The organism is Variovorax sp. Varisp36 (genome assembly GCF_047304235.1).
Lineage (GTDB): Bacteria > Pseudomonadota > Gammaproteobacteria > Burkholderiales > Burkholderiaceae_C > Variovorax.
In genome coordinates, this window is sequence record NZ_JBGLYU010000034.1 from 37,862 (window position 1) to 52,600 (window position 14,739).

The 14,739-nt window shown below is 68.3% G+C and carries 13 protein-coding genes; 2 read left to right on the forward strand and 11 right to left on the reverse strand.

Annotated features, from left to right (window positions below; translation table 11 throughout):
* Positions 1–33 precede the first annotated feature (33 nt).
* Entirely contained in the window at positions 34–582 is a 549-nt protein-coding gene (gene ruvC / locus ACCD11_RS19635; RefSeq protein ID WP_007832433.1) for a crossover junction endodeoxyribonuclease RuvC, read from the forward strand.
* Position 583: 1 nt separating this feature from the next.
* Here the strand turns inward: ruvC and glyA are convergent, their stop codons facing one another.
* Positions 584–1,906 (reverse strand): serine hydroxymethyltransferase, encoded by a 1,323-nt coding sequence (gene glyA / locus ACCD11_RS19640; RefSeq protein WP_007832435.1) that lies wholly within the window; start codon positions 1,904–1,906, stop codon positions 584–586.
* A 116-nt stretch (positions 1,907–2,022) separates the two neighbouring features.
* Between glyA and ACCD11_RS19645 the strand changes: the two genes are divergently transcribed.
* Positions 2,023–2,979 (forward strand): LysR family transcriptional regulator, encoded by a 957-nt coding sequence (locus ACCD11_RS19645; RefSeq protein ID WP_413315127.1) that lies wholly within the window; start codon positions 2,023–2,025, stop codon positions 2,977–2,979.
* 34 nt (positions 2,980–3,013) lie between these two features.
* Here the strand turns inward: ACCD11_RS19645 and ACCD11_RS19650 are convergent, their stop codons facing one another.
* From ACCD11_RS19650 to murD, 10 genes are all read right to left on the reverse strand, one after another.
* Positions 3,014–3,190 carry a hypothetical protein gene (locus ACCD11_RS19650; protein WP_007832441.1) on the reverse strand — a complete coding sequence of 59 codons (177 nt, stop codon included), beginning with the start codon at positions 3,188–3,190 and terminating at the stop codon, positions 3,014–3,016.
* A 14-nt stretch (positions 3,191–3,204) separates the two neighbouring features.
* Positions 3,205–4,128, reverse strand: a complete 924-nt coding sequence (gene lpxC / locus ACCD11_RS19655; RefSeq protein ID WP_042673244.1) for a UDP-3-O-acyl-N-acetylglucosamine deacetylase — start codon at positions 4,126–4,128, stop codon at positions 3,205–3,207.
* A gap of 308 nt (positions 4,129–4,436) precedes the next feature.
* A complete protein-coding gene (gene ftsZ / locus ACCD11_RS19660) occupies positions 4,437–5,648 on the reverse strand; it encodes a cell division protein FtsZ (RefSeq protein WP_007832443.1) in 1,212 nt (403 codons plus the stop codon).
* Between the two features lie 170 nt (positions 5,649–5,818).
* Positions 5,819–7,048: a cell division protein FtsA gene (gene ftsA, locus ACCD11_RS19665; RefSeq protein WP_007832444.1), complete on the reverse strand. Its 1,230-nt coding sequence runs from the start codon at positions 7,046–7,048 to the stop codon at positions 5,819–5,821.
* A gap of 28 nt (positions 7,049–7,076) precedes the next feature.
* Positions 7,077–7,865, reverse strand: coding sequence for a cell division protein FtsQ/DivIB (locus tag ACCD11_RS19670; RefSeq protein WP_413315128.1), 789 nt, complete (start codon positions 7,863–7,865; stop codon positions 7,077–7,079).
* 2 nt (positions 7,866–7,867) lie between these two features.
* Complete coding sequence (locus ACCD11_RS19675) at positions 7,868–8,839, reverse strand: D-alanine--D-alanine ligase (RefSeq protein ID WP_007832446.1); 972 nt, start codon at positions 8,837–8,839, stop codon at positions 7,868–7,870.
* Complete coding sequence (murC, locus tag ACCD11_RS19680) at positions 8,836–10,299, reverse strand: UDP-N-acetylmuramate--L-alanine ligase (RefSeq protein ID WP_007832447.1); 1,464 nt, start codon at positions 10,297–10,299, stop codon at positions 8,836–8,838. Before murC ends, ACCD11_RS19675 begins: the two co-directional genes overlap by 4 nt.
* Entirely contained in the window at positions 10,296–11,360 is a 1,065-nt protein-coding gene (gene murG / locus ACCD11_RS19685; protein WP_413315129.1) for an undecaprenyldiphospho-muramoylpentapeptide beta-N-acetylglucosaminyltransferase, read from the reverse strand. The genes murC and murG overlap by 4 nt, the downstream gene beginning before the upstream one ends.
* Positions 11,357–12,655: a putative lipid II flippase FtsW gene (gene ftsW / locus ACCD11_RS19690; RefSeq protein ID WP_413315130.1), complete on the reverse strand. Its 1,299-nt coding sequence runs from the start codon at positions 12,653–12,655 to the stop codon at positions 11,357–11,359. Before ftsW ends, murG begins: the two co-directional genes overlap by 4 nt.
* On the reverse strand, positions 12,652–14,739 hold the full coding sequence (gene murD, locus ACCD11_RS19695) for a UDP-N-acetylmuramoyl-L-alanine--D-glutamate ligase (protein ID WP_413315131.1): 2,088 nt from the start codon (positions 14,737–14,739) through the stop codon (positions 12,652–12,654). The genes ftsW and murD overlap by 4 nt, the downstream gene beginning before the upstream one ends.

Here is a 14,739-nt window from a genome sequence, read left to right on the forward strand (position 1 = left end):
TCTTTGCTCGGGCGTAGGCCTTTCGTTTCTCTCATGCGCATTCTTGGCATCGACCCCGGCTTGCAGACCACCGGTTTCGGCGTGGTCGACGCGGACGGCCATGCGCTGCGCTACGTGGCCAGCGGCACCATCAGCACCCGGCATCTGGGCACCGGCAACCTGCCGGCGCGCCTGAAGGTGCTGTTCGACGGCATCGCGGAGATCACGTCGCGCTACCAGCCCGATGCGTCGGCGGTCGAGATCATTTTCGTCAATGTCAACCCGCAGTCGACGCTGCTGCTGGGGCAGGCGCGCGGTGCCTGCGTGACCGCGCTGGTCAGCAACAACCTCTCGGTGGCCGAGTACACCGCGCTGCAGATGAAGAAGGCCGTGGCGGGCCACGGCCAGGCCGCCAAGGCGCAGGTGCAGGAGATGGTGCGGCGGCTGCTCGACCTGCCAGGCCTGCCGGGCGCCGATGCGGCGGACGCGCTGGGCATCGCCATCACGCATGCACAGGTGGGGCGCTCGATGGCGCGGCTCGCGGAAGCGGCCCAGCTGTCGAAGACCCACGCCGGCACCTACCGGCAAGGGCGTTCGCGCTGAGTCAGCGCACGATGTAGCGCAACTCGCCGAGCCGCGTGCGGCGCTCGCGCACTTCGGCGGCCACGCACGCCGCATCGCCTTCGAGTGCACGCGCGATCCAGTCGGCAAGCTGCGGCATGTCGTCGGGCGTGAAGCCCAGGCGCACGATCTCGGGCACGCCGAGCCGCAGGCCATTGATGTCGCCCTCCACGGGCGCGATCGGCAGGCCGATGCCGCAGGCCAGCAGGCCGCCTCGCGCGAGCTTCTTCGCCGCATGCTGCCCGCCGCCCCAGCGCGCTGCTTCAACCGCAAGCTGGTGCGACTGCGTGAAGCCGCGCGCCTTCGCGAACACGGGCAGGCCTTGCGCATCGAGCGCGCGCGCCAGTGCCTGCGCGGTCTCGCGCATGGCAGCTGCATAGGCTACGCCATGCGCCTTCCAGTCGAGCAGCCCGCGGGCCAGCGCGGCCGTGCGGCCCGCATCCGAATTGGCCGTGAGGCCGGGGTATGCGATGGCGTCGATGCGCTCCATCAGCGCCGCGTCATTCGACACGATCAGGCCACCCGCCGGGCCGCCCAGGCTCTTGTAGGTGCTCATGGTGATCGCATGCGCACCCTGTTCGAGCGGCTGCGGCCACGCCTTGCCGGCCACCATGCCCGAGAGGTGTGCCGCGTCGAACAGCAGCTTCGCGCCCACGCCATCGGCGATCTCGCGGATCTCGGGCACCGGATGCGGAAACAGGTTCAGGCTGCCGCCGATGGTGATGAGCTTCGGCTTCACTTCGCGCGCCAGCCTGGCCAGCGCGATGGTATCGACCGTATAGCCATCGGCATCGACCGGCGCGGAAACCGGCTTCAGGCCATAGAGCCCGGCCGCGCCCGCCGCATGGTGCGTGACATGGCCGCCGATGCTGGGCGGCGGCACGATGATCGTGTCGCCAGGCTGGCAAGTCGCCATGAACACGTAGAGATTCGACAGCGCGCCGGAACTCACGCGCACTTCGGCGAACTTCGCGCCGAAGACCTCAGCCGCGAGTTCGGCGGCGACGACCTCGATCCGCTCGATGGCCTCCAATCCCATCTCGTACTTGTCGCCCGGATAGCCGAGCGAGGGGCGCGAGCCGAGCCCGCGCGACAGCAGCGCCTCGGCGGCTGGGTTCATCACGTTGGTAGCGGGGTTGAGATTCAGCCCGTCGATGTCGTGGATGCGGTGGTTGTCGGCCACCAGCCGCTCGATCTCGGTGGCGACGCCCGCCGCATCGCGCGCGGCGGCGTCGGCGGCAATGGAAAGCACGTGGTCTTCGCTGGCGGCGGGAACCCAGGGGCGGCGTTGCAGGGCGGCGGGCATGCGGTGGATCTCGCTGGAAGTGGTGGATGGGCGCATCGTCGCCTGCAGTGCGCGGCCGGGCAAACCGGATAATCTAGGCCTGAGCCCTGGAAAAACTTGGCCTGGAAGATCCTCGCATGCCGCTCGCACCGCCCCGCCCTCGCCTGCCGCCGCACACGGCCGTGCGCGCTTTCGAGGCGGCCGCGCGCCACGGCAGCTTCGCGCGCGCGGCCGAAGAACTGTTCGTCACGCCGGCCGCCGTCGCGCAGCAGATCAAGGCGCTGGAAACCTGGGCCGGCGGCGCACTGTTCGAGCGGCACAGCCAGGGCATTCGCCTCAGCCCGCACGGGCGGCGCGCCTTGCCTGCCCTCAGCGCGGCCGTCGATCAGCTCGGCCTTGCGGTGCAGGCACTGCGCCACGAGACCCAGACCGCCGCGCGCCGCAGCACGCTGCAGGTGGCTGCGCTGCCGGCCGTGGCGCAGCTTTGGCTGTCGCCGCGGCTCTCCCGGCTGAAGGCCGCGCTGCCCGGCGTGCAGGTGTCGGTCACGGCGTTGGAGCAGCCGCCGAATTTCCGCCGCGAGCCCTTCGATCTCGGGCTGTTCTATGCACGGGCCGGCGAGCACATCGAAACAGCCGTCGGCGCGCAGGCGATCCCGCTGGTACGCGACCGGCTGCTGCCGGTGTGCAGCCCGCGCCTGCAGCAGCCATCACCCAGCGGCAGGCCGCGCTCCCTCGATGACCTGACGGAACTGCTGGCGCGCTGCGGCGGCCTGCACGACACCGTCTGGCGCGACGACTGGCCGCGCTGGCTGCAAGCCGCGCGGCCCGGCACCACGGCGATCGAAGCCGACGCGCTCGCGGCCGGCCCCGACTTCTCGCTCTACAGCCTCGCACTGCAGGCCGCGCTCGATGGCGAAGGCGTGCTGATGGGTCGCGAGCGGCTGGTTGCGCCAATGCTCGCGCAAGGCAAGCTGCATGCGCCCTGGGGCAGGCCGAAAGCAGTCGGCGACACAGTCATGCTGCTGGTGCCCACACACCGCAAGGGACCGCTGCTCGCGCAACAGGTGCAGGCGTTGCAGGCGCTGGCCGCCTGACGGGCCAATGCACGAAGCCTGGGGGCGAGCCCAACTACACGACGCGTTCGGCGATCAGCACCGCGAAGAAGCCGAACGCCGCGAGCAGCGTCCACTTCAACACGATCCATCCGATGCGCCGGTACCTGGCCTGCCCCGTGCCCGCATAGAACGCGAAGCACACGCCCGCCACCAGCAGAAGCAGCAGGATGGCCCAGCGGAAAAGAAGCATCGTCGGGGCGACGCCTACCAGGCGCGGGCGACTTCGCCGAAACCGCGTGGCGCGCGCTTCTCGTCGTCGAAGGTCACGACTTCGTAGGCGTCGCTGTGCGAGAGCAGTTCGCGCAGCAGCTTGTTGTTGAGCGCATGGCCCGAGCGGAACGCGGTGTAGGCCGCCAGCAGCGGCTTGCCGATGATGTAAAGGTCGCCCATCGCGTCGAGGATCTTGTGCTTCACGAACTCGTCGTCATAGCGCAGGCCGCCGGCATTGAGCACCTTGGTGTCGTCCATCACGATGGCGTTGTCCAGCCCGCCGCCGAGCGCGAGGCCCTTGCTGCGCATGTACTCGACCTCCTTGGTGAAACCGAAGGTGCGCGCACGCGCGATGTCGCGGCTGTATGAATCAGTGCCCAGGTCGAACTCCACGCGCTGGCCGGTGGAGTTGACGACGCGGTGGTCGAAGTCGATCTCGAAGCTCAGCTTGTAGCCGTGGTACGGCTCCAGGCTCGCCCATTTCTCGTTGGCGCCTTCGCCCTCGCGCACCTCGACCTTGCGGGTCACGCGGATGAAGCGGCGCGGCGCCTTCTGCAGCGCGATGCCCGCGCTTTGCAGCAAGAACACGAAGGACGAGGCCGACCCGTCGAGGATCGGCACTTCGTCGGCCGTGATGTCGATGTAGAGGTTGTCGATGCCCAGGCCCGCGCAGGCGGACATGATGTGCTCGACGGTCTGCACCTTCGCGCCGCCGGTGGAGACCGTGGACGCGAGACGCGTGTCGGTGACCGACTCGGCGGTCATGCGGATCTCGACCGGCTCCGGCAGGTCGACGCGGCGGAACACGATGCCCGTGTCGGCCGGGGCCGGACGCAGGGTCAGCTCCACGCGTTGGCCGCTGTGAAGCCCCACGCCCACGGCGCGGCTGATCGACTTGAGGGTTCGTTGTTGCAGCACGCCGGGGATTTTAGGCGCGCGCCGGGCGTGGGCCCCTATGCCCTTCGCTATGGCACCGATAGACATGGGTCCTATCCATTAAACCCCCGACGATGGACGCAAGGGGCACGAAGTGAACGCAGCGCCTAGGGTCAGGGGAAGTCCCTTTCAGGTCCCCCCTGCGCCCCTTGCGAACCTTCGTGCCCTCTGCGTCTATAGGCCGCTTCGCGAAACACCGAGGATCCGGCTCCGCCGGTCCTCAGGTGTTGCCCCCGGCAGGGGGAAGGCGAAGCGACACGAAGTGCGCGCAGCCGGGGGGCGAGCCGATATCAGTCGGCCTGGCGGCGCAGGAAGGCCGGGATCTCGAAGTCGTCCATGCCGCCCGAAGACAGCGCGTCCACCTTCGCGGCGGCCATCGTGCGGTTGGTGCGCCACACGCTGGGAACGGCCATGCCGTCGTAGTTGGGCTGGCTGCCGCTGCCACCGGCATGACCCATGCCACCGAGCGTCGGCACGGTGAACGGGATGTTGTCGGTACCGGTGCGGATCACTTCGAGCGTGGGGGCCTGACGGCGGGCATCGGCACGCGAGAGGCCGGTGGCCACCACGGTCACGCGCATCTGGTCGCCGAGGCTGTCGTCGTAGGCGGCGCCGTAGATCACGTGCGCGTCCGGCGAAGCGTAGGCGCGGATGGTGTTCATCGCGAGCTTCGACTCGTTCAGCTTCAGCGAACCCTTCGACGCCGTCACCAACACCAGCACGCCCTTGGCGCCCGAGAGGTCGATGCCTTCGAGCAGCGGGCAGGCCACGGCCTGTTCGGCGGCGATGCGCGCGCGGTCCGGGCCCGCGGCGGCGGCCGTGCCCATCATGGCCTTGCCGGGTTCGCCCATCACGGTGCGCACGTCTTCGAAGTCGACGTTGACGCCGCCGTACTCGTTGATGATTTCCGAGATGCCGCCCACGGCGTTCTTCAGCACGTCGTTGGCGTGCGCGAAGGCTTCGTCCTGGGTGATGTCCTCGCCCAGGACGTCGAGCAGCTTCTCGTTGAGCACCACGATCAGCGAGTCGACGTTGGCTTCGAGTTCGGCCAGCCCGGCGTCGGCGTTGGTCATGCGACGGCCGCCTTCCCAGTCGAAGGGCTTGGTCACCACGCCCACGGTGAGGATGCCCATTTCCTTCGCGACGCGCGCGATCACGGGAGCGGCGCCGGTGCCGGTGCCGCCGCCCATGCCGGCCGTGATGAACAGCATGTGCGCGCCGTCGATGGCCGCGCGGATGTCGTCCACCGCGAGTTCGGCCGCTTCACGGCCCTTGTCGGGCTTGCTGCCGGCGCCCAGGCCGCTGGTGCCGAGCTGGATGATCTTGTGCGCGCTGCTGCGCTGCAGTGCCTGTGCGTCAGTGTTCGCGCAGACGAACTGAACGCCCTGCACGCCGCGTTCCATCATGTGGGCGACCGCGTTGCCGCCGCCACCGCCGACACCGATCACCTTGATCTGCGTGCCCTGGTTGAACTCTTCGACTTCGATCATTTCGATGGTCATTTTTAACTCCTTGAATCTTGCAGTTGCCGTTGTGTATCTATGAATTTTTCTTGTGCCGTGACGGGATCAACGATGAGACCGTCACGATGGTGGACCTGTGCGCCGCCATCGCTCGTTGAAATGCAATGGAGGGCTTCCACGCGCGAGCCAGAGTGGGGAATGGATCATGGTCAGAAGTTCCCCACGATGAAGTCCTTGAAACGTCCGAATGCAGTCTTTACCGACCCATTCTTCTGCGCGACCTTGAAGCCGCGCATGCGCGCGAAACGAGCTTCTTCGAGCAGACCCATGACTGTCGCCGCACGGGGCTGCGCGACCATGTCGGACAACGCGCTCGAATACTTCGGAATGCCGCGCCGCACAGGCTTCAGGAAGATGTCTTCCCCAAGCTCGACCATGCCCGGCATCACCGCGCTGCCACCCGTGAGCACCACGCCCGACGACAGCACTTCCTCGTAGCCCGACTCGCGCACCACCTGCTGCACCAGCGAGAAGATCTCTTCGATGCGCGGCTCGATCACGCCGGCCAGCGCCTGCTTGCTCAGCATGCGCGGGCCGCGATCGCCCAGGCCCGGCACTTCGACCTGCGTGTCGGGGTCGGCCAGCAGCTGCTTGGCATAGCCGTTTTCGACCTTGATGTCTTCCGCGTCCTTCGTCGGCGTGCGCAGCGCCATCGCGATGTCGCTCGTGATGAGGTCGCCCGCGATCGGGATCACGGCCGTGTGGCGGATCGCGCCGTTGGTGAAGATCGCCACGTCGGTCGTGCCCGCGCCGATGTCGACCAGCACCACGCCCAGTTCGCGTTCATCTTCCGTCAGCACCGCCTGGCTCGAGGCCAGCGGGTTCAGCATCAGCTGGTCGACCTCGAGGCCGCAGCGGCGCACGCACTTGATGATGTTCTCGGCCGCGCTCTGCGCGCCGGTCACGATGTGCACCTTGGCTTCGAGCCGCATGCCGCTCATGCCGATCGGCTCCTTCACGTCCTGGCCGTCGATCACAAACTCCTGCGGCTCCACCAGCAGCAGGCGCTGGTCGCTCGAGATGTTGATGGCGCGCGCCGTCTCCACCACGCGGGCCACGTCGGCGGGCGTCACTTCCTTGTCCTTCACCGCCACCATGCCGCTGGAATTGATGCCGCGGATATGGCTGCCGGTGATGCCGGTGTAGACGCGGCTGATCTTGCAGTCGGCCATCAGCTCGGCCTCTTTCAACGCCTGCTGGATGCTCTGCACGGTGGCGTCGATGTTCACCACCACGCCGCGCTTGAGCCCATTGCTCGGCGCGATGCCGAGGCCGGCCAGCTTGAGCTCGCCACCGGGCAGCACCTCGGCCACCACCACCATCACCTTGGCGGTGCCGATGTCGAGTCCTACGACCAGGTCTTTGTATTCTTTGGGCATTGATATGTCCTCGATTTCTCGGTATTCGCTACTTGATTTTTCTTGGGGCCTCTGGCGAGACCGTGGTGACGCCGCGCAGCCGCAGTGCATACGCGTCGTTGTGGCGCAGATCGGCGCCCTCGACGTCGGCCATCGTGCGGCGGTACTGCCCCGCGACCTGGGTCACGGTCTTCAGGAACCGCTGCAGGCGGGCCGTCACCTCCTCGCTCTGGCCGCGGCCGAGTTCAATCTCGGCGCCGCTGTCGAGCACCACCTTCCAGCTGCCCCGGCTCGACAGCGTGAGCTCGTCGATGGCCAGGTCGTAGGGCTGGAACTGCGGCTGCAGCACACGGTACATGCCCAGCACCTGGCCCGCCTGTTCGATCGGGCCATCGAGGCGCGGCAGGTTGTCGTCGACCTCGGCCACGTTGGCCTCGAACACGTCGCCGAAACCATTGATCAGTTTCGAGCCCGCCTCGTCGCCCCAGTTGGCCACCGGCACCTGTTCGGTCAGCGTCACACGCAGCTTGTTCGGAAACTCGCGCCGCACCACCGCACTGCGCACCCAAGGCACGGACTCGAAGGCGGAACGCGCGCGCGCCAGGTCGATGGTGAAGAAGTTGCCCGACAGCTGCGGTGCCACGTTGGCGCGCAGCGTGACCGCGTTGTTGTGCGTGACCTCGCCGTCCACCTTGATCCCGGCGAGCGGGAAGAACGGCTGCCGAAGCACCCACCACGCGCCCGCCGCCAGCAGCATGAGCGCCACCATCGCGAAGGCAATGTTCGCGACGATGTTCATGAGCTTGACGTCGAAGGGAGCGGGGATGCCGTCGGCCATGGCTATTGCGCCCCCCCCGTGGCGTCGAGCGCGGCCGAGGCCAGCACGCGCAGGCACAGTTCTTCGTACGCGATGCCCGCGGCTCGGGCCGACATCGGCACCAGCGAATGGCTGGTCATGCCGGGCGAGGTGTTCATCTCCAGCAGGAATGGCTTGCGGTCGCTGGCGCGAATCATCACGTCGGCGCGGCCCCAGCCGCGGCAACCGAGCGTGTGGTACGCGGCCAGCGTGATGCGCTGGATCTCGTGCTCCTCGGCCTCGGGAAGGCCGCTCGGGCATTGGTACTTCACGTCGTCGGTGAAATACTTGTTCTGGTAGTCGTAGGCGCCCTCGGGCGCGGCGATGCGCACCACCGGCAGCGCGCGCGCATCGAGCCCCTGGCCGAGCACGGCACAGGTCACTTCCTCGCCCTCGATGAACTCCTCGCAGAGCACATCGGCGTCGTACTTCGCGGACAGCGTGACCGCGTCCTGCATCTGGGAGTAGCCCTCGACCTTGGTCACGCCGATGGACGAGCCCTCGCGCGGTGGCTTCACGATCAGCGGCAGGCCGAGCACGTCGGGCACCACCATGACCTGTTCGCGGCTTTGCTGGTCGAAGGCCAGGCGCACGTACTTGGGCGTGGGCAGGCCGTCGGCCTGCCAGATGCGCTTGGTCATGACCTTGTCCATGGCCACGCTCGACGCCATCACGCCCGAGCCGGTGTAGGGAATGCCGAGCAGTTCGAGCGCGCCCTGCACGGTGCCGTCCTCGCCATGGCGGCCATGCAAAGCGACGAAGCAGCGCGCGAAGCCTTCGCGCTTGAGGTCGGCCAGCTCGCGCTGCGAAGGATCGAAGGCGTGCGCGTCGACACCGCGCGAACGCAGGGCTTCGAGCACGCCGGTGCCCGACATCAAAGAGATTTCGCGTTCGGCGGAACTGCCGCCGAACAGCACGGCAACCTTGCCGAAGAGTTGAGGATTCTGAAGGCTCATGAGGCCCTCCCTTTGCGCGAACCGCGCTCCGATGTTGAGGGTGCCGCAGCCACAGCCGCGCCGAGTTCGACGACCTTGCCCGGCACCGCGCCGATGGACCCGGCGCCCATGGAGAGCACCACGTCGCCCGGACGGGCGTTGTCGAGAATGGCCTGCGGCATGGCCGCGATGTCGTCGACGAACACCGGCTCGACCTTGCCGGCCACGCGCAGCGCGCGCGCCAGCGTGCGCCCGTCGGCCGCCACGATGGGTGCCTCGCCCGCGGCATAGACCTCGCCGAGCAGCACGGAGTCGGCGGTACCGATGACCTTCACGAAATCCTCGAAGCAGTCGCGCGTGCGGGTGTAGCGGTGCGGCTGGAAGGCCAGCACCAGCCGGCGGCCCGGGAACGCGCCGCGCGCGGCCGCGATGGTGGCCGCCATCTCGACCGGGTGATGGCCGTAGTCGTCGATGACGGTGAAGGTGCCGGCTGCATGGCCCCCTTGCACGGCCACGTCGCCGTAGCTCTGGAAGCGGCGGCCCACGCCCTTGAAGTCCGCAAGGCCGCGCTGCACGGCCTCGTCGGGAATGCCGAGCTCCACCGCCACCGCGATCACCGACAGCGCGTTGCGCACGTTGTGCTCGCCCGGCAGGTTCAGCACGATGGGCAGGTCCGGCAGCGTCACGCCATTGCGGCGCTGCGCGGTGAAATGCATCTGGCCGCCGACCGCGCGCACGTCGACGGCGCGCACCTGGGCGTCCTCGCCGAAGCCGTAGCTGGTGACCGGGCAGGTCACGTTGGCCACGATCTCGCGCACCGCCGGATCGTCGGTGCACAGGATGGCCACGCCGTAGAAGGGCATGCGGTGCAGGAAATCGACAAAGGCCTTCTTGAGCTTCGCGAAGTCGTGCCCGTAGGTCTCCATATGGTCGGCATCGATGTTCGTGACCACCGCCATCACGGGCAGCAGGTTCAGGAACGACGCGTCCGACTCGTCGGCCTCGACCACGATGTAGTCGCCGCTGCCGAGCTGCGCGTTGGCACCGGCGCTGTTCAGGCGCCCGCCGATCACGAAGGTCGGGTCGAGTCCGGCGGCGTCGAGCACGCTTGCCACCAGGCTGGTGGTGGTGGTCTTGCCATGCGTGCCGGCAATGGCGATGCCCTGCTTCAGCCGCATCAGCTCGGCCAGCATCAGCGCGCGCGGCACGACCGGAATGCGCTTCTCGCGCGCGGCCAGCACTTCGGGGTTGTCCGACTGCACGGCGGTGGAGGTGACGACCGCGTCGGCCCCGTCGATGTGCGCAGCAGCGTGACCGACGAAGGTGCCGATGCCCAGGCCCGCGAGCCGGCGCAGCGTGGCGCTGTCGGACAGGTCGGAGCCCGTGATCCTGTAGCCCAGGTTGAGCAGCACCTCGGCGATGCCGCTCATGCCAGAGCCGCCGATGCCCACGAAATGGATGTGACGAATCGCGTGCTTCATTTGGCAAGCTCCTCGCAGGCTTGGACTACGGCTTCCACCGCCTTCGTCTTCTGCATGGTCTTGGCCTTGACGGCCTTCTCTATCAGCGCGTCGCGCCCGGTTTTCTGTAGCAAATCAGCCAGCAATTCAGGAGTGAGGTCGGTCTGCTGCACGAGCCACCCGCCGCCCGCGTCCACAAGGAAGCGCGCGTTGGTGGTCTGGTGGTCGTCGACCGCCGAGGGGAAAGGCACGAACAGCGCTGCTGCGCCGACGGCCGCGATTTCTGTGACGGTACTGGCACCGGCGCGCGCGACGATGATGTCGGCGTCGGCATACGCCTGCGCGGTGTCTTCGATGAAGGGCGTGAGCTCGCCTTCGACGCCGGCCGCCGTGTAGTTGGCGCGCAGCTCGTCGATCTGCTTGGCGCCGCTCTGGTGCACCACCTGCGGGCGCGCCGCCGGTTCGATGCGGGCCAGCGCCTGCGGCACCACGGTGTTGAGGCCGCGCGCCCCGAGGCTGCCGCCCACCACCAACAATTTGAGCGGCCCGGTGCGGCCCGCGAAGCGCACGGCCGGATCTGGCTTGGAGGTAAACGCCGCGCGCAGCGGATTGCCCACCCATTGCGCCTTCTTCAGCACGTTCGGGAAGGCCGTGAACACACGATCGGCGACGCCTGCCAGCACCTTGTTGGCGAGGCCGGCCACTGAGTTCTGCTCGTGCAGCACCAGCGGCTTGTTGAGCATCACGCCCATCATGCCGCCCGGAAAGGTGATGTAGCCACCCAGGCCCACCAGCACGTCGGGCTTCACGCGGCGCACCACGCGCAGGCTCTGCCAGAAGGCGCGCAGCAGCTTCAGCGGCAGCAGGAACAGCGTGAGCGGGCCCTTGCCTCGCACGCCGCCGAACTGCACCGGCTCGAAGGCGAAGCCGCGCGGCGGCACGAGCTTTTCTTCCATGCTGCCGGGCGCGCCCAGCCAGTGCACCTGCCAGCCGCGCTCGCGCAGGGCCTCGGCCACCGCGAGTCCGGGGAAGATGTGGCCACCGGTACCACCGGCCATGACGAGTGCGGTACGGCCGGTCATACGCGGCCTCCACGCATGAGGACACGGTTTTCGTAATCGATGCGCAGCACCACGGCCAGCGCCACCAGGTTCATCAGGATGGCCGAGCCGCCGAAGCTCATCAGCGGCAGCGTCAGGCCCTTGGTCGGCAGCGCACCGAGATTCACGCCCATGTTGATGAAGGTCTGGAAGCCGAGCCACACGCCCACGCCCTGGGCCACGAGGCCCGAGAACACGCGGTCGAGCGCGATCGCCTGCCGGCCGATGTGCATGATGCGGCGCGTGAGCCAAAGGAACAGGCCGATGATCAGCAGCACGCCGACCAGGCCGAATTCCTCGCCGATCACGGCCAGAAGGAAGTCGGTGTGCGCCTCGGGCAGCCAGTGCAGCTTCTCGACGCTGCCGCCCAGGCCCACGCCGAAGATCTCGCCGCGCCCGATGGCAATCAGCGAGTGCGACAGCTGGTAGCCCTTGCCGAGCGCGTGCTCTTCGCTCCACGGATCGAGGTAGGCAAAGATTCGTTCGCGGCGCCACGGGCTGGTCGCGACGATAGTGCCGAAGGCCACCACCACCAGCGCGGCGATCACGAAGAACATGCGCGCGTTCACGCCGCCCAGGAACAGGATGCCCATGGCGATCACCGCGATCACCATGAAGGCACCCATGTCCGGCTCGGCCATCACCAGCATGCCGACCACCACCACCGCGATGCCCATCGGCAGCACGGCGCGGAAGAAGCGCTCCTTGATCTCCATCTTGCGCACCATGTAGCTGGCGGCGTAGAGCACCATCGCGAGCTTGGCCAGCTCCGAGGGCTGGAAGCGCATGAAGCCCATCGGCAGCCAGCGGCGCGCACCGTTCACGTTGATGCCGATGTGCGGAATGAGCACGGCCACCAGCAGCAGCAGCGAAGCCACGAAGAGCCATGGCGCGGCGCGCTCCCAGGTCTTCATGGGGATCTGGAAAGCCAGCAGCGCGGTGATGAACGCGAAGATCACCGAGGCCGCATGCCGCGTGAGGAAATACGAGGCGCTGTAGCCGGCGCGCGCAAAGCGCGGGTTGTCGGGCAGCGCGATGGAGGCCGAATACACCATGACCAGGCCCCACATCAGCAGTGCGACCGTGACCCAGACCAGCGCCTGGTCGAAACCCAGCACGCGCATCGGCGTGGCCTTTGTCTGCGCGACGCCGGCGCCGCCCAGCCGCACGGGCAGGTGCACGGGCAGCGAGTCGATCCCGCTGCGGGCGCGCCTGAACCAGCCGCCGAAGCGGCCGGTGGATGCGTTGGGCGTGGCGCCCGGGGCGGCAGAGTTCAAACCGTGTCCTCCGTCGAATCGCCCATGCCGCGCGGGCTGTCCTCGAAGGCCTGCACGGCCTCGCGGAACACCTCGGCGCGGTGCGCGTAATCCTTGAACATGTCGAAGCTCGCACAGGCCGGTGACAGCAGCACGGCATCGCCGGGGTTGGCGCGTGCGGATGCGAGCTTCACGGCCTCGTCCATCGAGCCGGCATGCAGCAGCGAAACGCCGGTCTGTGCCAGCGCGGCTTCGATGAGCGGCGCGTCGCGGCCGATGAGCACCACGGCGCGCGCGTACTGGCGCACGGGTTCGGCCAGCGGTTCGAAGTCCTGTCCCTTGCCTTCGCCGCCGAGGATCACGACGACGCGGCGCTCTTCGCCGAGACCGGTCAGCGCGGCCACGGTGGCGCCTACGTTGGTGCCCTTGCTGTCGTCGAAGTACTCGACCTCGTCCACGATGGCGATGGGTTCCACGCGATGCGGCTCGCCGCGGTATTCGCGCAGGCCGTAGAGCATCGGGCCCAGCGGGCAGTCGGCGGCGCTGGCCAGCGCGAGCGCGGCCAGCGCGTTCATGGCGTTGTGGCGGCCGCGGATGCGCAGCGCATCGGCGGGCATCAGTCGCTGCAGGAAGATTTCTTCCTCGACCACTGCGCCGCGCTTGCGCTTCTGCGTTTCGTCGGCCTCCAGTGCACGCACCAGCCAGGCCATGCCGTTGACGCGCTCGATGCCGTAGTCGCCCGGGCGCAGCGGCATCGCGCTGCCGAAGGTGATGTGCGTGCGGATCTGCGGGCGCTGCAGCTTGACCCTGACGGGTGCGGGCAGCATGGCCATCACGCCGTCGTCGTCACGGTTCAGGATCATCAAGCCCCGTGAACCGAAGATGCGCGCCTTGGCTGCGGCATAAGCCTTCATGTCGCCGTGCCAGTCGAGATGGTCCTGCGTGAGGTTGAGCACCGTCGCAGCGGTCGGCTCGAAGCCCTGCACGCCGTCGAGCTGGAAGCTCGACAGTTCGAGCACCCACACGTCGGGGAGCGTGCCGGCATCGATGTGCGCGGACAGCGTATCGAGCAGCGTCGGGCCAATGTTGCCGGCCACGGCCACGGTCTTGCCCGCGCGTTCGACCAACTGGCCGGTGAGCGAGGTCACGGTGGTCTTGCCGTTGGTTCCGGTGATGGCGAGCACCGCGGGCGTATAGCCCTTTGGCGCTTCGGGCTCGACGGGAGGCGCCAGTTCGAGCTGGGGCGACTCTTCCTCCACCGCGGCCGAGGCCGGATTGGTGGCGGAGATCTCGGCGATCTTGGCGACGAACTCTGCAGCCTCCCTGGCGGCGGTCGGGACGTAGGGCTTGCCTGTGGTCGGGAGGCGGGAGACGGTGGCGGGTGCAGCCTTGGGCACATCCGCTGCCTCCGGTGCTGCTTGCACTGCGCCGTCGGTCTGCTCAGGTTCGGCCTCGACGGCTTCCGTCGTCGTGATGACTTCGGCGGGTGCGGCCTCCGAAGCTTCCGACGGCATCGGGGCGGCAACGCTCATCGACGGGTCGCGCGGCATCGCTTCGGCCATCGCGGGGACGGTCGATTCGAGCTGCGCTTCGACAGGTTCGGCAGCTTCGGCCGGGGCCGGGGGTTCGACCGCTTCTTCAACCGGCGCAGGCTCCTCCAGCGCCAGCTGCGCCTGAGCTTCGGGCTCGGCCGGTGCTTCCGCTTCGGCGGCGGCTTCGGGTTCAGGCTCCGGCCCGGCTTCCACCACCGGCACCTCGACCGTGCGCAGATCCAGCAGCGCGCGCGCGAACAGGTCCAGTTCGCCACCAACCGGCAGGCCCATGGCCCGCGCCGCATCGGTCACCGGCGCGATGGTTTCGGGCGACAGGCCCGGCGAGCGGTACACGGCGCGAATCGGTGTGCCCTCGACCAGCGCGGCCGAGAACGGCCCGCCGACAAAGCCCACCTCGGGCAGTTCCGCCCGCAGCGTCGCCAGCAGCGACGGCGCTTCGCGCGTGTCGGCCACGGTCACGACGGCACCGTGGCGCGCGCACCAGCGCGTCATCGCCAGCCCGGATGCACCGAGGCCGAGGACGAGGACGGGGAGGTCTTTCAGATGCCGCAT